The sequence below is a fragment of the Tepidisphaeraceae bacterium genome (assembly GCA_035998445.1).
Taxonomy (GTDB): domain Bacteria; phylum Planctomycetota; class Phycisphaerae; order Tepidisphaerales; family Tepidisphaeraceae; genus DASYHQ01.
The window spans coordinates 117908-136514 of the sequence record DASYHQ010000008.1 but is presented as its reverse complement, the minus strand read 5'-3'; the positions used below and the strand labels follow the sequence as shown (position 1 = coordinate 136514).

General features: G+C 63.9%; 17 protein-coding genes. 11 read left to right on the top strand and 6 right to left on the bottom strand.

What is annotated here, in order from left to right; genetic code table 11:
• Positions 1 to 12 precede the first annotated feature (12 nt).
• Complete coding sequence (locus VGN72_02270; protein HEV7298161.1) at positions 13 to 459, bottom strand: SRPBCC domain-containing protein; 447 nt, start codon at positions 457 to 459, stop codon at positions 13 to 15.
• 21 nt (positions 460 to 480) lie between these two features.
• Positions 481 to 849: a metalloregulator ArsR/SmtB family transcription factor gene (locus VGN72_02265; GenBank protein ID HEV7298160.1), complete on the bottom strand. Its 369-nt coding sequence runs from the start codon at positions 847 to 849 to the stop codon at positions 481 to 483.
• 266 nt (positions 850 to 1115) lie between these two features.
• Here VGN72_02265 and VGN72_02260 point away from each other — a divergent pair, with 266 nt between their 5' ends.
• Both VGN72_02260 and VGN72_02255 read left to right on the top strand, forming a co-directional pair.
• Positions 1116 to 3416 carry an HDOD domain-containing protein gene (locus VGN72_02260; protein ID HEV7298159.1) on the top strand — a complete coding sequence of 767 codons (2301 nt, stop codon included), beginning with the start codon at positions 1116 to 1118 and terminating at the stop codon, positions 3414 to 3416.
• A 97-nt stretch (positions 3417 to 3513) separates the two neighbouring features.
• Positions 3514 to 4689 (top strand): response regulator, encoded by a 1176-nt coding sequence (locus VGN72_02255; protein ID HEV7298158.1) that lies wholly within the window; start codon positions 3514 to 3516, stop codon positions 4687 to 4689.
• Positions 4690 to 5827: 1138 nt separating this feature from the next.
• Here the strand turns inward: VGN72_02255 and VGN72_02250 are convergent.
• Together VGN72_02250 and VGN72_02245 are read right to left on the bottom strand one after the other, a co-directional pair.
• A complete protein-coding gene (locus VGN72_02250) occupies positions 5828 to 6649 on the bottom strand; it encodes a methyltransferase (protein ID HEV7298157.1) in 822 nt (273 codons plus the stop codon).
• Entirely contained in the window at positions 6634 to 7332 is a 699-nt protein-coding gene (locus VGN72_02245) for a hypothetical protein (protein HEV7298156.1), read from the bottom strand. The genes VGN72_02250 and VGN72_02245 overlap by 16 nt, the downstream gene beginning before the upstream one ends.
• A gap of 152 nt (positions 7333 to 7484) precedes the next feature.
• Here VGN72_02245 and VGN72_02240 point away from each other — a divergent pair, with 152 nt between their 5' ends.
• Together VGN72_02240 and VGN72_02235 are read left to right on the top strand one after the other, a co-directional pair.
• Positions 7485 to 7685: a hypothetical protein gene (locus tag VGN72_02240; protein HEV7298155.1), complete on the top strand. Its 201-nt coding sequence runs from the start codon at positions 7485 to 7487 to the stop codon at positions 7683 to 7685.
• Positions 7686 to 7754: 69 nt separating this feature from the next.
• Positions 7755 to 8408, top strand: coding sequence for a tetratricopeptide repeat protein (locus tag VGN72_02235; protein ID HEV7298154.1), 654 nt, complete (start codon positions 7755 to 7757; stop codon positions 8406 to 8408).
• Between the two features lie 13 nt (positions 8409 to 8421).
• Here the strand turns inward: VGN72_02235 and VGN72_02230 are convergent, their stop codons facing one another.
• Entirely contained in the window at positions 8422 to 8841 is a 420-nt protein-coding gene (locus tag VGN72_02230; protein HEV7298153.1) for a RidA family protein, read from the bottom strand.
• 117 nt (positions 8842 to 8958) lie between these two features.
• Positions 8959 to 10122, bottom strand: a complete 1164-nt coding sequence (locus tag VGN72_02225) for a substrate-binding domain-containing protein (protein ID HEV7298152.1) — start codon at positions 10120 to 10122, stop codon at positions 8959 to 8961.
• A 164-nt stretch (positions 10123 to 10286) separates the two neighbouring features.
• Between VGN72_02225 and VGN72_02220 the strand changes: the two genes are divergently transcribed.
• The 7 genes from VGN72_02220 to VGN72_02190 all read left to right on the top strand — a co-directional run bounded on the left by VGN72_02220 (position 10287) and on the right by VGN72_02190 (position 18387).
• On the top strand, positions 10287 to 11147 hold the full coding sequence (locus tag VGN72_02220; GenBank protein HEV7298151.1) for a DUF1559 domain-containing protein: 861 nt from the start codon (positions 10287 to 10289) through the stop codon (positions 11145 to 11147).
• Positions 11148 to 11387: 240 nt separating this feature from the next.
• Complete coding sequence (locus VGN72_02215; protein ID HEV7298150.1) at positions 11388 to 12329, top strand: PEP-CTERM sorting domain-containing protein; 942 nt, start codon at positions 11388 to 11390, stop codon at positions 12327 to 12329.
• Between the two features lie 50 nt (positions 12330 to 12379).
• Complete coding sequence (locus VGN72_02210; GenBank protein HEV7298149.1) at positions 12380 to 13861, top strand: alpha-glucosidase/alpha-galactosidase; 1482 nt, start codon at positions 12380 to 12382, stop codon at positions 13859 to 13861.
• A 127-nt stretch (positions 13862 to 13988) separates the two neighbouring features.
• The gene (locus VGN72_02205) at positions 13989 to 14738 is read left to right on the top strand and encodes a hypothetical protein (GenBank protein ID HEV7298148.1); all 750 of its coding nucleotides are present in this window, start codon (positions 13989 to 13991) and stop codon (positions 14736 to 14738) included.
• Between the two features lie 16 nt (positions 14739 to 14754).
• A complete protein-coding gene (locus VGN72_02200; protein HEV7298147.1) occupies positions 14755 to 15843 on the top strand; it encodes a right-handed parallel beta-helix repeat-containing protein in 1089 nt (362 codons plus the stop codon).
• 141 nt (positions 15844 to 15984) lie between these two features.
• The gene (locus VGN72_02195; protein ID HEV7298146.1) at positions 15985 to 17331 is read left to right on the top strand and encodes a GDSL-type esterase/lipase family protein; all 1347 of its coding nucleotides are present in this window, start codon (positions 15985 to 15987) and stop codon (positions 17329 to 17331) included.
• Positions 17332 to 17388: 57 nt separating this feature from the next.
• A complete protein-coding gene (locus VGN72_02190; protein ID HEV7298145.1) occupies positions 17389 to 18387 on the top strand; it encodes a DUF4886 domain-containing protein in 999 nt (332 codons plus the stop codon).
• The last annotated feature ends 220 nt before the right edge of the window (positions 18388 to 18607 follow it).

Sequence of the window (18607 nt, the reverse complement as noted above, 5' to 3'; positions counted from 1 at the left end):
TGAAGCGATCGCTTAACCCTGGGCCCTCGTCTTGATGGCCTTCATGATCACGTCCCAGCCTTGGTTCACACCCTCCCGGTGCGCCGGGTCGATTTCGCCGAACGTGCGGTGCGTGAGCGTAAGACGCGTGCCGGTGGGCGTCTCGGTCAAACGGTACGCGATGTGGCCGGCGACGGGGTAGGACATCATCATCGGGCCACAGATCTCCAGCACCACCGGCGGCTTGATGACCTGCACGTGGCCCCAGAAGTGCCCGACGTCTTTGCCCAGATCACGGTACCAACGGCCGCCTGGCCACCGCTCGATGCGCAAGTTCATCGACCCGCCGTTGGCGTCCTTGATGCCCGTGGTGATCTCCTCAAAGATCGCCTCGAACACGTCGGCCCGCGGCGCGGCAATGTCGATCTCCTGGTGGACGCGGAACTGGAGTTCAGCAATACGGTCGGCTGTCTCGATCATGAATATCTCTCCTTCGTAGGGTTAATTGGTCGGTGGATTGGATGTTTGGGTCTTCTCTGCGCGCGCTTCCGCGCGGTGCTCCGCGTTCGTCTTGATGTTGTGCAGGTGGTCGCGCCAAAACCGCTCGAAGCCGCCTACCCACTCGTGTACTGGCTTCAGGGCTTGGGCATTCAACGAGTAGATCTTCTGCCGGTTCTGATGTCGCGCGTCGACGAGGCCGACCTCGCGCAACACCCGTAGGTGCTTGGAGACCAACGGTTGCGACCAACCGAGGCGCGTAACGATGTCGTTTACGGCCAGCTGCTCGCCCGCGATCACTTCTAGCAACCGCCGACGCCTTGGCTCAGCGATCGCGTTATAGGTGTCTGAAGTTGTCGCAGCCCTTGCCATGTCGATGCATGATATGCCTATATGGTTATATTTCAAGAGGCATGATCCCACCGTCTGATAATTCGTCCGAACCGCGCGGTGCTGGGAGCCGCGATCGGCTTGGCCAACACAGTTAACCACGCCAGCGTCTCGTTATCGGACCTGCATTAATCGCCGAATGTTAAGTGGCGCGAACTGGGTAGGGGAGATCGTCTTAAGCGCTCGCATCAATCCTCACGATAGAACGGATAACGGGCACGACCGGAAGTCGCACCCACCGTCTCGCGATGGAATCATCAGACGCAGTCAACAATCTCCGCAGCAAACGCGTTGAGCTGATCCTCCAGCAACTGGAGGAACTGCCGACGCTGCCGACGGTGGCGGTGCGCGTGCTGGAGGCGACCGGCAGCGAATCGACGCACTCCAAGGACCTCGTGAAGCTGATCGAGGCCGACGTCGCGCTGACGACGCGCATCCTGCAGCTCGTCCACCGGGCCGACGTGGGGGCGCGGGGTGAGGTGAACACCGTCGAGCGGGCGGTCGTGCTGATGGGGTTCGACGCGGTGCGGAGCGCCGTGCTGGCGGTCAGCGTGTTCGACGCGCTGTCGGCCCAGTCGAAGGAAAGCAAACTAAACCGAGACGAATTTTGGAAGCACTCGATCGCAGTCGCGTGCTGCGCCGAACTGCTGGCCGAGGCGCTGATGGAACAGCCCAGCGGTGGTGGGGCGGCGGTGCGCGAGGCGTCGCCATCCGAGGCGTTCGTCTGCGGGCTGCTGCACGACATGGGCAAGGTCGCGCTCGACGCGGCGTTGCCCAAGAGCTTCGGTCGGGTAATCGAGGCGGTCGACCTGCTGCGCGGCAACATCGCCGACCTCGAGCGCACCGTGATCGGCCTGGACCACACGATCGCCGGCAAACGGCTGGCCGAGAAGTGGCAGCTGCCGCTGAACGTGCGCGAATCGATCTGGCTCCACGGCCAACTGCCGCAAGCGCTGCCAGCCAACGTGAAACATGCCCGCCTGGTCAGCCTGGTCACGCTCGCCGACGTGCTGGTGCGCGAGCAGCACATCGGTTACAGCGGCAACTACACGTTCACCGTCGGGCGCGCCGCACTGCTGGACGCGGTCGGCCTGACCGCCGAGTCGGTCGAGAAGTGTCTGCTGCGCCTGATGGGCCGCGTCGAGCCGCGCGCCAAGAGCCTTGGCCTTGGCGAGGAAACCAGCAACGAGCTGTACCGCGAATCGCTGTCGCGCGCCAATCGCGAACTGGGCCGGGTGACCGGTCAACTGGCGACGCGCAACCGCAAGCTGGCGATCCGGGCCAAATTTTTCGATGCCCTGTCGACCTTTCAATCGGAACTGCGTGCCGATGCGCCGCCGCAGATGATTCTGCGCGCGATCGGCCAGATCGCCGTCGAGGTGCTCGGCCTGTCGTGCGTCGGCGTCTTCTCGCTGCCCCCGACTCAGGCCTTCGCCGAGACGCTGCTGCTGAACGCCGATGGGCAGGTCTTCGATACGACGTTCATCGACTGCACCGGCCCCCGGCCTACGCATCCCGACCCCGGCGACGGCCCGGTAATGGCCGCCCCGAAGCAGCTCGACTGGCTCACCGAAGCCGTCTCGCCGCGCCTGCCCGGCAGCGATCGATTCTGGATCTGCCTAGGCGCCGACAACCAATGCGTCGGCGGCGTGGTGTGGGGCGCTGGCGTGGGCGAAGCCCAACGACTATCCACGCAAGTTCAGGAAATCACCGCGATCGCCGGTGGCTGGAGCCTCGCGCTCCGCACCGCTCAGATTCGCGAAGAGGCCCGCACGCTCGCCGAGCAGTTGGCCGACGCCAACCGCCGCCTGCACAACGCGCAGGCCGAGATCGTGCGCGGCAAGGCGATGATCAGCGTCGGTGAGATGGCCGGTGGGGCGGCGCACGAGATGAACAACCCGCTGGCGGTCATCAGTGGTCGATCGCAGCTTCTGGCGATGCAGTTGACCGACCCGAAGCAGAAGCACGCCGCCAGCCTCATTTACGACCAGTCGCATCGGCTCAGCGAGATCATCACCGAACTGATGGACTTCGCCAAACCCGTGCCGCCGAAGCCGACGGTTTGCGAGATTTCCGATCTTGTCGGTCGTGCGATTCATGACGCCAAGTTGCTGGACGAAACGCCCGATAGAGACATTGAGATCACGATCGGCGACGTGCCGCAGGTCGAGGTGGACCCCGAGCAGGTGTCGGCCGCGCTGCGGGAGGTGATCGGCAATTCGATTCAGGCGACCGAGGAAGGCGCCGGTCGGATCGACGTTCACGCCGCGTTCGACGCGCTGTCGAACCGCGTGGTGCTGACGATCGCCGACAACGGCTGCGGGATGGACGACGAGACGCTCAAGCGCGCCTTCGCCCCCTTCTTCAGCAGCCGCCGAGCTGGCCGCCGGCGCGGAATGGGATTGGCTAAGGCGATGCGCTGGGTTGAATGCTCGGGCGGTGCCATCCACCTGGAAAGCCGCCCGGGGCAAGGGGCGCGCATGACCGTGCTGCTGCCAGCGGTTCAGGCGCACGCCGAGCCCGTTCAGGAGACGCGCAGGCTGGCGTGAGGTGAAGTGGAAGTGGGAACGCGGACGTCGGAAGTGGCGAGAAGCGGATCGAGTGACAGTAGCAGACGAGACCAATCACCATTTGTTCGGAGACGCAATGGCAAACGCGACGATCACGACCAAGACCAAGGCAGTCCGCCCACGCGTGCTGATCGTTGACGACGAGCCAGCGGTCTCAGAGGCCATCGTGGACGTGATGAGCGCCGGCGTCGCGTGCGATCTGACGATTGCCGACTCCGTTACCGCCGCTCACGCCGCCATGGCCGACAACGAACCATTTGACCTGCTGCTGACCGACCTGAACCTGCCCGATGGCGATGGGATGTCGTTGCTGCCCGCCCTGCGCAGGAACGCGCCGGCCGCCAGCGCGATCGTCATCACCGGTGCCGCCACGGTCGCCACCGCGGTCTCGGCACTGCGCGAGGGCGCGGTCGACTTCATGCCCAAGCCGTTCACCGGCGAACAACTGGTCGACCGCGTGAAGCTTGCCCTGGTGCGGCAGAACGCCGCTGCCAAGCACGAGCGCAAGCTCGAGCGCCTGAAGCTGGCCGTCCGCCGGCTCAGCAAGGCGCGCAAGACGATCAGCAAGAAGGTCGACCTGCTCTGCAACGACCTGATCGGCGCATATGGCGAACTCTCCCGGCAGATGGGCAGCGTTCGCACCGAGGAAGGCTTCCGCAAGGCCATCGAAGGCTCGAAGGATCTCGAGCAACTGCTCTGTCACAGCATGGACTGGCTGCTTCGCCAGCTTGGCTACGCCAATTGCGCCGTCTGGCTCGCCAGCGAGGAAGGCGAATTTCAGCTTGGCGCTTACATGAAGTACACCACGCCCGGCGACGCCACCCTGACCGATGCGATCCGCGACGTCGTGCTGCCCATGGCCACCCGTGAGGGCTTCGTGCAACTGCAGGCCAGCGAGCTGAAGGGACGCGTTAGTCCGGAGGCGTTCCACTACATCGACAAGCAGTCGCTGGTGGCGATGAACTGCACGTACCTCGGCGAATCGCTCGCGTCGATCGTCTTCTTCCGCGACGCGTCGGTGCCGTTCAAGGACGAGCACGTCGACGCGATGAAGGGCATCGGCCCGCTGTTCGCGCTGTCTCTGGCCAGCATGGTCAATGGTGGCGACGAGGGCGACGACGGTGGCGAAGGCTTCGACGTTGAGCCCGATTCCAACGAGCCGCCAACCAAGAGCAACAGCGGCGAGAAGAAGGCCCGCGAAAAGAAGGCCGATGCCGACTGGTGGAAGCGCGGCGAAGCGCCACCGTTCTAAGCCTGATCAAAGGCAAGCCGCCAGCGCCACCCACGTACCACCGTCATCCTCAGGTACTCCGAAGGATCTCTTCCGCCCCACAGCCAAAGACGGGGGGAGATCCTTCGGAGTATCTCAGGATGACGGATTGAGCCTTGCAGCAGCCAAAAAATAAATCCCACTTTCTCTTTCAAATCCGCCGTTCCCGCTCGAACGCGTGCATGTAGCAGGCGTATAATCTCACATGCTTATCACCTCGTACTTCATCGCGGCCGCCGTCCTGTTTGTGGGCTTGGTTGTGCGGCTTGAAACGGTCATGCGGATGCGATCGCGCTCGGCGGTGCCGATCCCGGTGCGTCCGGTGATGCGACGCGGGAATCGCCGTATTTCCTGATTGTCAACGACGACTCGCACCGATAGTATTCAATGAAACGGATGTTCTTCAGTGTTCGAGCTTGAGGGCACATATTTGGTTAAACCTATAATCAACCCATGAGGCTTTCCGCCTGCCCGATGTAAGCCTGCGGTGTCCAACGGTCTGTGCGACGTTGGGCCATAGACAGGAAACTGACGGTGGGATAGACCGGAGCACCCTCCGGATCGGAACTGGCCCCGTTTATTTTACATGGGTTTGACTGAACCGCTCTCACACGGCACGTGCGGAACTCTGTTTTATTTTGTCTTCGAAACGCCCGGATCATCTGATCCGGGCGTTTTCTTTGGACGCGCATTCTGCTTGGAAAGCCGCGTAACTGCCGTTCGTCATCCTGAGGTACTCAGAAGGATCTCCCCCCCGTATTCACTCAAAAAGAAAGAGATCCTTCGGAGCACCTCAGAGAGTGATAAAGAACGCGGTCGGGGCCGGTCGTCACCGTAGCATGGACGCCAGAGCCCATAGTGTCGTTATGCCGACACGTCGGAGGGTAAACCATCCGAATAGCAATTGCGCCAGCGAAGGGGTTGTCAGTATCAATGGAAGAGCAGATCGCTTGCGCTCGTTACCTCGGGCCGAGTACGGCCCGACACCGCGGGGTACCGCGGCTCCATGGGCGGGACACCCATGCTACGGTCGGAGCGGACGCGGCGTCGTTATCTGACACGCTCTCAGGACGACTTAGAACCGGCACGCGCATAAATGCTGGGCGCGAGCGAGTGCTTTTCAGTGCAATTCAAAAATACGGATGGGCTTGCCCCGAGTCGGCACGAGCACTTCGATGCGGTCGAGCGACCAGTTGCGTTCGACAATCCAGTTAACGAATAGATCGCCGGTGGCGCGGCCGGGTTCGCCCAAGATAACGACGCCACCGGGCGCGAGGTGTTCGCGGAAGAATGCGTCCAGGAAAGGCCACTGCGTCTTGTCGTAGAGGATGTCGGCGCCGAGGATCAGGTCGAACTGCTCGCCGAGATGGTCGGTCTGCCAGTTGATCTGCCGGGCGCGCACGCGCGGCACCCATCGGCGGTAATTCCTGTACTGCAGCCCCCTGCGATGGCGACCCGTAATGTGCCGCGGGACGAGGTGGGCGTCGCCGGTCTGGGAGGCGTTGTACTGCGCGAACAGCAACGCTTCAGCCTCCAGATCGGCTAGCATCACGCTCGCCCGCAGCTGCGCCGCCACGGTGCCGGTCAGCCCCATTCCGCAGCCGAGATCGAGCACGAGCTTCGGGTCGCCAAGTCCCCATGCATTCGATCGCGCCACCAGTCGCTCGGCGACGCCGTAGGCGCTGTCCCACAGTTCGGCCCAGTAGGGCAGGTGCTGGAGGTCGATGCGTTCGCCCGTTTCTCGCTCGCGTTGGTCGGCGGCCTCGGCAAGCTGGTCCAGCACCACGTCCGGGTCCTTCACGCGCGTGAACGGCACGCGCAACGGCCCGATCGACAGCACATCGTCGGCCGTATCGTACTTGCGTTGGATGCGCGCCAGCAGGCGGGCGCGGCGCGTCCGGAGGTCGTGGGGGGCGGCGCGGTTCACTAGGAGATGATCCACCACAGGCGGTTCAGTCCAAAGTACGCGCCGACGGTAATGCCGACGATCGCCGCCATGCTGAGCACCGCGCCGATCGTGCCGCCGGTGACGCTCAGTCGCATGCGCGTGCGCGCGCCGACGATCACCGTCACCGTCATCCAAAGCACCACGATTGCCGCGCCGGCCCAGTGGATCGGCAGCAGCAGGGGGGCCAGCACGCTTGGGCCGGCGGCGTAGGCGAAGACGTTGGTCGCAAGCGAACGCGGCGTTCCCTTCTTCAGCTCGCTTTCGATGATCGTGCTGAAGATGCCCGTCGCGATTGACATTAGCCCGTACAACACGAACGGCGCCGCGATGATCAGCAGCGCGTACGGCAGCAGGCTGCTACGCGCGGCGTCACCACCGCGAATGCCGGTAGCCGTCACGATGCCGTGCAGCAGCGCGCCAAGCGACCACATCGTGCCGCAGGCGAAGATGAAGTTGCGCGCGTCGCCGGTTGTGTTCGGGCGGCGCAGCAGCGAGTACATGTGGGCCGGCTTTGATAGGCTTTGGCCGGCCGTCTTGAAGAATCCACTGACGGGACCGTGCGTGCCGCGGTCTTCCCACGGAATGCCAGGACCGGATGCCATCAAATCGATGTCCTGCACCTGCTGTGCCCGCAAGGCGGCGATCTCGATGTGAGCGGGGGGCTCGTACTTGGCCATCGTGGCATTCTGTCGCAACACTGCGCGCGACGCAATGTGATGAATTTCACGATCGGGTCCGATAAGCGCCATTCGGCTCGTTCGTCGCAAGGTCACCCGGTGCCGTGGACGATAGCGCCAATGCAGGTTATGGTTTTAACGTGCCATTGATTTTGCGACATGTTTTGATCGGCGTGGGCGTTGTGATGGCCTGCGGTTGCGGTGATCGCCTGGAGACGGGCTACAAGCCGCGCCGGTTGGGCGACAGCGAATTGCAGCGGCGGGCGTACTACGCGTCGCCGTTCTCGCCTGAGGCGCAGGTGCCCAATTCCGATCGCGCCGCGCCCATGCATCGCCGGCCGAACACGAATTAGTCCAAAGCGGGTTGAACCGCTGCGGCAATCGTGGAACCGGCGGCAAACGCTGCCTATCGTTCTTCGGTGATGACAGTAGAACCCATCGATCCCGCGACCTTCGTGAAAGCGGTCCAGCCGCTGCTGGAAGCGCGCGACCTGTCCGGCCTGTGCGGCCTGCTGAAGGATCGCTGGACGCCACGGCAGATCACCGATCTGCTGTCGAGCAACCAGTGCGACGTGCGCAAGGTTGCGGCACTGGCGCTGAGCTTGGTCGGCGGGCGACGGTGTATCGGTGAGTTGGCCCGCCAGTTGCGCGACGTCGACCCGATCGTGAACCAGATGGCCGAGCACGCGCTCTGGTCGATCTGGTTCCGACTTGGCCCGCCGCAGGCCAACAAGGAACTAATGCACGGCCTGCAGTGCTTGAACCGCCGCGAGTTTGACGAAGCCGCCGACCACTTCACCCACGCCGTCGAGATCGCCCCCGACTTTGCCGAGCCGTACAACCAGCGGGCGATCGTCCACTACCTTCGCGAACGATACGACGAGTCGATCGACGACTGCCGCAAGACCGTCGAACTGATGCCCGAACACTTCGGCGCCTGGGCTGGCCTTGGCCATTGCTACGCGCATCTCGAGCAGGCCGACGAGGCCATCGCCGCCTACGAGCGCGCGCTGGTGCTGAACCCGCACCTGGATTGCGTGAAGCAGACGATCAAAGAGCTGAAGGGCGAAGGGTAAGCTCCACTACATCTCAAGCGACGATCGCGTCGGCCTCGATCTCAATCTTCGCATCGGCGTCGATCAGGCGGGGCACTTCCAGGATGCTGGTGGCGGGGCGGATCTCGCCGAAGATTTCGCCGTGCACCTTGGCGACCGCTTCCCACTGGGTCACATCGGTCACGTACATGCGCGTGCGGATGACGTGCTCGACCTTGCCACCCAAGGACTCGATGGCCGCCTGAATGATCGCCAGCGACCGGCGGGCCTGGTCGCCCACGTTGGGTGAATAGGTACCGTCGGCGTTCACGCCGACCGTGCCGGTGACGGCGATCACGTTGCCGCTGCGCACCGCGCGGCTGTAGCCCATCAGCGGCTCCCACTTCGATCCACTGCTGGCGGTCGCGCGGCCCGCGCGCTGGGTGACGGTGATGTTGATGTCGCTGCTGGCCATGCTCGATCGGCTCCTTGGTGTTAGGTTAGGTGGGGCGGCATGATACGCCGACCCGTCCCAAGGGGAAAGTCGCGCCGTTTCCAGAGGTTTCAGGCCTTCGACTTCCGCAAGCTGCAGCTACCGCCCACCCGCTGATCGTGCGCGCATCTGGCTACGGTAGCGCAACGGTGTCAGCCCGATCGCCGACTTGAACGCCTGCGACATGTACATGCCCGAGCCGAACCCCGACGCCGCGGCGACGCGGGGGATCGGCAGGTCGGTCTCCACCAACAATTGCTTGGCCCGTTCCAGTTGCACCCGACGGATCTCCATCGCCGGCGTGCGGCCGAGCCACCGCTCGAACTTGCGCTCGAGCGACCGCCGGCTGCAGGGGATGCTGGCGACGATCGCGTCGACGTCGATTGGCTCGCCGGCGTGGTTGCGGATGAACTGCAGCGCTGCGGCCATGTCCGGGTCGTCGATCGCCAACACGTCGGACGACTGCCGTGCGACGACGCGCGTCGGCAGCACCAGCACGCGCTGGTGGTCGATCGGCCGGTCGTGCATCAACCGGTCCAGCAGCGACGCTGCCTCATGACCGATCAACTCCGACGGCGTCTCGATGCCCGACAGCGGTGGGGTGGCCGCCTCGCACAGCAAGTCGTCGTAATCGCCCGACAGCACCGCGACATCGCCCGGCACGTCAAGCTTCGCCGAGGCGCACGCATCGAGCAAGGCCAAGCCACGCAGGCCCCAGCAGAGGACGGCGCACGGTTTCGGCAGCGTCGTCAGCCAACGCGCCAGGTCGGCTTGGTGCGCCTCGAAGCCCGCGATGCCGGCCGAGGGGGTGTAAAACGCGCACGATTTCCCATGCTGCGCCAGCACGTCGGCGTACGACTGGTAGTGCGCCCGCGCCGCGGGGAAGCGCGGCGTGCCGTAGTAGGCGAAATGCTGAAACCCGCGATCGAGAAAATGGTCGGCCGCCAGGCGCGTCGAGGCATCGGGGTCGGTGGTGACGGTGGGGAACGTCACGCTGGGCAGCTTCAAACCGGAGACGTTCACGATCGGCAGGCGCATCGCCGCCAGTTCGTCGGCCATCGACTTCGTGCTGACGCGCGCGATCACGCCATGTCCAACCCACCCCGGCGGCGGGCGCAAATGCTCGTGCTGGCCACGCGGTTCAACCCAAATCTTCCACTCACCGTGTTGCCGCGCGTACTGCAGGATGCCCTGGATCAACCGCCGACCCCAGCCGGTGGAGCTGTCGACGAGTACCGCGACCTTCACATGATCCTGAGCCACCCGTGCCTCCGTGAAAACCCGCAGCTCGCGGGGAACCGTTAGTTCGTTACTGCTACGGTCCTTACGCGCGAGAGAGCGGTCTGTTCGTTACCCCGCAGAGTACCTCTTTTCTGACGCAAATCCTAATTTTTTGGTCGCAATATCGACTGGCCGATGGACCATTCATGGCCCATACTTCCCGTAAGTTCATTCCCTTCGATCCGCGGCGTTGGGTCGGTCTGTACGTAAGAGGAGTTCCCATCATGTCCGCTCGACACCCGTCCCGTTCAAGCGCGTTCACCTTGGTGGAACTGCTGGTTGTCATCGGTATCATCGCCTTGCTGATCAGCATTTTGCTTCCGGCGTTGGGGAAGGCCCGCAAGAGCGCGCAGGACGTCCAGTGCGTGAGCAACCTGCGGCAACTCGGCATGGCGACGACGATGTACCAGAATGCCAATAAGGGCGTGTTCCCGATGCACGCCAGAGCGGTCCATTCGAACTGGGACCGAGCCATCGCGCCATTCCTCGGTGTGAAAGTTGAACAGGTGCAGTGGCAGAGCGTTGCGGTGCCCAACACCTTTCCGGCAATTGAACTGAAGGTGCTCCAGTGCCCGCGGGACGTGCGCGACGGTCTCGAGCCGGGCCGGTTTGCACGATCGTATACGGTCAACCTCATGCGCAATCAGCCGACGTCGCTGCCATTCGATGGCGTGGTGCTCGGAGAGACGAACTACAACGCCGGTGTGCGGCCGGTAAAGGTGACGGATGTCCGCCGCCCGACAGAGTGCGCTTACATCTTCGAGCGCCTCTCAACGGCCACCACGCAAAACTATCAGTGGGCCCAAGCCTATGGTGGGACTCTCGGCTACTTAGGGCTGGGCGACCTCGCTCCCGGGGGTCAGTTCACCTATGGGAACAACGAGTTTTCCCATCACGGCAAGCGGATGGCCGTGTTGTGGGTTGATGGTCACGCGACGCTCGAAGATCCACGCGACGCGTACAAAAACACTCGGCTCTCGTGGTGGTCGCGGGCTCGGAATCCCTAACTAGATCCTCCGACTGTTGATGGATGAGGTTGAGCAGCCAGCTAATGTTGAACCTGCCTGCCGACACTCTCAAGCCGCCACTGCGTCCCTGGCGACCGGAGCGGTTCATCCCATCGCTGCACAGGCCGTGCCTGCGCCGTAGCCGGATTTAAGCACACCCGTCGCACTTGCGCCCGTCGCCATCACGACGACTTAAGAAGTTTTCGATCAACCCTTCAGGAGACAGGAACGATGATGCAGATGAGCAAGTTTCACGCGGCCTTGACGATCGCCGTCCTCAGCGGCACGGGCGTTGCGCAAGGCGCGACGGTGTGGACCGAGGATTTCTCCGACGACACCGTTGGATCTGCGCCGAAGCAGAACTACGTCATTACCGCCGGGAATGACTGGAGCGTGGGTACGGGTACCGGCATATCGCAGACGGTGACCAACACGACCGGAAGCCTGGCTTACTCGGGATCGGATACCTCGACATCGATCAGCTCGAGCAGCTTCGTGAACTTTTCGCGCTTCGGGTCGTTCGACACCAGCCTGCCGAGCCAGAAGACGTTCACCGCTACGTTCGATTTCCGCGTCGACTCGTTCGTCTGTTCGAACATCAGCACGTTCCGCGTCACGTTGCAGGACCAGTACCAGCTCGCCGGCGTCAACCGTGCCCGCACGATGACGATCGGCTTGGGCTACGCCAACATCGACGGCGTGACGGGCAACGAATTGTTCCTGAAGGCCCTGGCGAAGGATGACGCGCTGTCGTCGGCCTCGACGATCGAGTCGTCGGCGGCGTCGGCGATCGGTTGGGACGGTACGTCGTTCGCCAGTGGCTTCAACTTCGGCCAGTATGACTCGGCCAACGCCGCCGCCAACGACACGAACGACGAGTTCTACCGCTTCTCGCTCACCTTCACCGGTGGCAGCGGCGTGGTGGATGGCGCGGTTACCCGGCTCTCCGACTCGTCCAGCGTGGCATTCACGCGGTCGCTACCCCAGGGGTCTGAATTCGAGTTCAAGGGAGGCGCGCTCGCCGGCGCGACGCCGACCGACGCAATGGGCATCGTGCTTCCGCAGGGCGGCACGGGTCAGATCTACGTGGACAACATGAGTTTTACCGCCGTCCCCGAGCCTACGTCGCTCGGTCTGATTGGCGTGGCCGCGTGTGGGTTGCTGGCGCGTCGTCGCCGGTAACGCGAGCACGCAGCGCGTCCGAGTTCGTTACTTAAACAGGGAAATCTCCAATGTCCGCCATTAGTGTTGAGGAAGAACGCCGCCTTGCCCCCGTGAAGGACAAGGCCAACGCCAACGGTCACGCCGCCCACACGCAGGCCGCTGAGCAAACTCAGGGCCTGCCGGGCAAGTTCAACCGGGCGATCAAGGTCACCATGCTCGGCGCCGGCTCGGGCTTCACGCCGCGGCTCGTCAGCGATCTGCTGCACATGCCCGGCGCCGAACGCGGTCACGTCGTGCTCGTCGACATCGACCGCGACCGGCTGTCCACCATGCACCAGGTGCTCGAGCGCCTGATTCGCCAGGAAGAGAAGACCGGCTGGACGATCAGCTCGACGGTCGACCGCACTGAGGCGCTGCCGGGCAGTCACTACATCGTGAACTGCATCGAGGTGTCGGGCGTCGATTGCGTGAAGTGGGACAACGACATCCCGCTGAAGTACGGCATCGACCAGTGCATCGGCGACACGATCGGACCGGGTGGGCTGTTCAAGGCGCTGCGCACCGTGCCGGTATTCCTCGACATCTGCCGCGACGTGGAACGGCTGTGTCCAGGCGCGATTATCCTGAACTACACGAACCCCATGAACATCCTCTGCCTGGCCGCCGGGCGGGCGGTGCCGAAGGTGGACGTGGTGGGGCTGTGCCACAGCGTGCAGCACACCGGGCACGTGCTGGCCAAGCGCGCCGGCATCGCGTACGACGAGATGACCTGGGAGTGCGCCGGCATCAACCACCTGGCGTGGTACACGACGCTGGAGCACGACGGTCAGAACCTCTACCCGCGCCTGATGGAGATGGCGAGGCAGGAAATGGCCAGCGGCGTCGTCGCCGAGCATGAGAAGGACCGGCCCGACTGGATCCGCAAGGACATGATGCTGCAGTTCGGCGCCTTCATCACCGAGAGCAGCGGCCACCTATCCGAGTACCTGCCGTACTACCGCAAGAACGCCGACGCGCTGAAGAAGTACGCCGGCCCCGGCTATTGCGGCGGCAGTCGGTTCTACGCCAGTGGCTGGCCAACGTGGCGCACCACTGCCGACGAGGGCCGCATGAAAATGGTGCGTGGCGAGTCGCCGGTCGGTTGGCCGCGTAGCTGGGAATATGCCAGCTGGATCATTGAGGGTCGGGAAAAGGACGCCCCAGTGCGCATCCACGGCAACGTGATGAACAACGACGGCACCGGCCGTGGGCAGCTCATCACCAACCTGCCGGCCGACGGTTGCGTTGAGGTCGCCTGCCTGGTCGATCGCAACGGCATCCACCCGACCCGCTACGGCGCGCTGCCGGCCCAGATGGCGGCAGTGTGCGACAGCAACATGCGCATGTTCGACCTGGCCGCCACGGCCTGCATCGAGCGCGGCGTGGAAGCGGCGGTGCACGCGCTCATGCTGGACCCACTTACGCAGGCGGTTTGCACGCCGCAGCAGATTCGCGATATGGCGCTGGAGATGTTCGAGGCCGAGAAGGAGTTCCTGCCGGGCTATCGGTAGGCAAGTTCGTCTGGTCGCAGACAAGCCGCACGCGCGGGTGTGCTCTTTTCCCCCCCCCCGGGAGCCCCCGCCGTGCGGCCCCCTGCGCCGCTCACCTGACGTATAATCACGCTACAGGGAATCCATCATGCGATTGAACCTTCTGTCGATCGGCCTCACCGCCCTCATCAGCCTCAGCCAAGCCGTCGCCGCGAGCGCAGCGGAGCTGGACGTGCGCAAGCTCATCAACGATGCCATTGCCGCCAAGCATGCGAAGGTCGTCATTCCCGCCGGCGAACACCGCATACAGCCGCTCGACCCGAAAGCGCCCGCCCATCTGGTCTTCGAAGGGGCCCAGAACCTCGAGATTGCCGGCGAGGGCGCCACGCTGATCTTCACCGACCCCGAGAAGAACGGCATCTACTTCAACCGCTGCAACGGCCTGACGCTGCGCGGCTTCAAGATCGACTACGAACCGCTGCCCTTCACGCAGGGCACGATCGTGGCCGCCGAGCCGGACAGGAACGCGTACCTGATCAAGATCGACGACGGCTACCTGCCCGACCCGACGTTCTTCGCCGGGTCGGACAACACGTTCGTCGGTGGCCGCATGGCGGCGTACTTGTTTGACGGGGAATCGGGCAAGTGGAAGACCGACGCGTTCGACATGTACCCGAGCAAGTTCGAGATCGTCGAGCCGCTCACGGTGCGCCTCACCTTTGCCACGCCCGAGAGCTTCAAGCGTAACAACGGCGTCGCGGGCGATCGCATCGTCATCAGCCGGCGGACATCGTCGGCGGTGCGGTTGAACTACTGCGAGAACACGAACGTCGACGGCATCACCATCTATGCCGCCGGTGGCATCGGCATGCACGAGGCCAGCGGCAAGGGGGGGTAACCGCTTCAAGCTCACGGTGACGCGCGGCCCCGCGCCCACCGGCGCTACCGCGCCGCGTCTGCACAGCCTGAACGCCGACGGCTTCCACTCGTCGGCCGTGACCAAAGGGCCGATCGTTGAAGACAGCCTGTTCGAATGGATGGGCGACGACTCGATCGCCATCCACGGCACCTACGCCCTGGCCACCGCGGCCTCGGGCGGTGAGCAGATCACGCTGTCGCCCAAGTTCGAGCTGCCCTTCGAGGTGGGCGATGACCTGACGATCGTCGACGGCAAGACCTACAAGGTGAAGGCCACCGCGAAGGTGACCAAGACCGAGCCCGCGGCCGCGAGCGAGTCGGAAGCGGTCGACAAGCTCTGGGAGACGTACCGCGTTGACCAGAAGGGGCGCAAGTTCTACACCGTTAGCATCGATCGGCCGACGGCGATCGAGGTGGGCGATCTGATCACCTCACCGCAGCGCATCGGCAATGGGTACGTCATCCGCAACAACACCTGCCGGTTTCACCGTGCCCGCGGCATTCAGATTAAGGCGGGCGACGGCGTGATCGAGAACAACACCGTCGAGGACATCAACTTCGCCGGCATCACGCTCGGGCCCGAGTTGTCGGTCTGGCTGGGCAGCGATTACGTCAAGAACGTCGTCGTGCGCAACAACACGATCCGCGGCACGGGCCGTGGCGGCGAGGGGCGCCGCAACGCCAACTTCGCCGACATCGCGGCGATCGTCGTGCGCTCGCTCACGCTCGACCGCGAGCTATCGGCGGCCGAGAACGCCAATATCGTGATCGAGAACAACCGCATCGAGAACCCCGCTGGCCTGGCGATGTTCCTGTCGTCCGCCACGAACCTGGTGGTGAAGGACAACACGATCGTCGCGCCGTGGAGCATGGGGCCGACCGTGTCGGGCAAGCGCTTCGGTGTCGACCCGGCAGCGGCAGTCTTCGTAGCGGCGGTGGAGGGCGCGACGTTCGAGAACAACACGATCGACCTCGACGGTGGCACCGCCACCAAGGCGCTGGCGACCGGCCGCGATGCCAATGGTCTGAGCGGCGTCGAGAGCGGTTTCACCCTGAAGGGCGCCGCGCCGGCCAGTGCGGAGTAGTTCGGCTGGTAAAGTGAAAGAGGCGTTTCAGACCGGCCGTGCCATGGGCGTCTTGCCCATGTCTTTGTTCCGACAAGAAAGACACGGGCGAGCCGCCCGTGGTACAGCAGAACTTTGTTAACATGTCTGTGGAGGTTGCGTATGTCGTTGAAGGCTCGTCTGATCGTGTCGTCCTGTGCGTTCGCTCTTTCTCTTGCCACCGCAAGTGCGGCCGAAGCGGAGGTGCTGGCCCGCTACCGTGGCGACTTCGAACCCAAGCAGCCTGCCGCTGGCTGGGCCTATCTGTGGAACGCCAAGGGCGAGATCGGCTCGGCGAAGAGCTACGAACCGTTGAAGTGGACAGAAGATCAGAAGACCTACGCCCCCACGGACGAGAAGCTGCCCGCCCCAGCGCCGGCAGCTTACCTGGCGATGCGCCAGTGGGGCGGGCACCCCGGTCGCGGCGCGACGCAGACGCCGAACAAGGTCGACCGCTACGCGATCGCCGCCTACACCATTCCGGCCGGTAAGACCGGCGTCGCCTGGGTAACCGACGGCCAACTCCTGCGCGACGCCCGCAAGACGTCCGAAACGTCGACGACGGCCGAGACGGTGCAACTTCGCATCTACCTCAACGATCAGCTGAAGCAACAGGACACGTTCAAGTCGACCGAACAGCCGAGCACGTTCTCGGTGAACCTTGGCAACGTGACCGGCGGCGAGACGATTTACGTGGCCGTCGGGCCCGATGGCCACGACCTCACCGACGGCTACAGCTACGACTTCCGCATCGCCGTCCTGCCGGTGGGTGAACAACCGGGCGAAACGCCTTCGGCGCTGTCGATCGTGCCCGAAGATCCCGGTGTCGCGTCGCCGCGCACCGATAAGCGTGGCGAGGTCGACCCGAAGTGGATGAAGTCGCACCAGGACCTGCTGGATCGCGCCAAGAACACGGCCGACGCGCAGGTCGTATTCCTCGGTGATTCCATCACCGCCGCCTGGGGCAGTGCGGGCAAGACGGTGTGGGAAAACACGCTGAAGCCCCTGAGGCCGCTGAACCTGGGCATCGGCGGCGACCAGACGCAACACGTGCTGTGGCGCATCGACAACGGCGCGCTGGATGGCCTGAACCCCAAGGCCGTCGTCCTGCTGATCGGCACGAACAACACTGGCCGTTACGCCGCGCTGGAGGTGGCGCACGGCGTCGAGGCGGTCGTGAAGCGTCTGCGCGAGAAGCTGCCCGATGCGCAGATCATCCTCACCGGCATCTTTCCGCGCAGCGCCAAGCCCACCGATGCCGTGCGCGGCAAGGTAACGCTCGCCAACGAGTGGATCGCCAAGCTGGCCGACGGCAAGGCGATCCATTACGTTGACATTACCCAGCAACTGCTGGAGCCCGACGGTACGATCAGCAAGGAGACGATGCCCGACTACCTGCACCTGGCCACCCCCGCCTACCAGAAGTGGGCCGACGCCGTTGTGCCGTTGATCAAGTCGGCTATCGAGTAGATCAGGCTACCGATCTGAGTTTCGATCGGCTGCCGCACATTCAGGAACCGCAGCACCATGATGCGTTGCGCTCAAAACATCATCGTCACGTTGTTCGCCGTCCTGCTGATCGGCGGGCCGGCATTCGCCCAGCAACCGGCCACCACTGAGCCCGCCACCCAGCCCGCCGCGACCGAAGGGCGGACGATCCGGCTGCTGACCGTGGGCAATAGCTTCGCGTACAACTCGACGCGATACCTGCGCGATCTGGCCAAGGCCAATGGCAACACCGTCATCCTCGGTTGGGCCAATTCCAATGGCGCGTCGCTCGAGAAGCACTGGCAGTACGCAGAGGCGTTCGAGGCCGACCCGACCGACCCCAACGGGCTGCTCTACACGAACGGTCCGAACAAGCCCAAGTCGTCGCTTCGGCAGATGCTCGAACGCGACAAGTGGGACTACGTCACCATCCAACAGGCCAGCCCGCTCAGCGATAACGAAGAAACGTACTACCCGTTTGCGATCCAACTGCACGACTACATCAAGAAGCACGCCCCCCAGGCTGAGGTGTTGATCCATCAGACGTGGGCCTACCGCTTCGATCACCCGCGCTTCAAGGATGGCAAGTCGAACCCGCAGAAGATGCACGAGGCCATCCGCAGGAACTATCACAACCTCGCCGATCGGTTGGACCTGCGCATCGTGCCCGTCGGCGATGCGATGTACACCGCCGTCACCGATCCCAGCCGGACGTACCAGCCGGACTCGACGTTCAACTTTGCCAACCCCGCTTATCCGCTCGTGCCGATCGAGGTCCACACGCTGCACGCCGGCTGGCGGTGGGCCAAGAGGCTCGATGGCACGTATCGCTTCGTGCTCGATGGCTTCCACGCCAACGTGCAAGGCTCGTACCTGGGCGCGTGCGTGTTCTACGAGTTCCTGTTCGGCCAGAGCCCGGTCGGCAACACGTTCGTGCCGGCGAAGGTTGAAGCGGCCGACGCGGCGTTTCTGCAGCAGGTCGCCCACGACACAATGCGAAACGCCGGCGCGACCACCCAGCCCGTCACCGCTCAATAGCGCATCGAATTCGTCGCTCACCGGCTGAACCTGTCGCCGCTTATTCACAATTTTTTTGCATCGGCTTCAGGGTAGTGGCGGGCTCATCTGCCGGCGAACCCCGCTGCGCCCTGCTGCGGTACGTTTAGTGGTTTCCCACCGATAATACTGTCGCATTCAGCGACGACGAGCGCACAGCGGCAGCATCAGGGGCCGCACGTTGTGCGGTTTCGCATTTCCC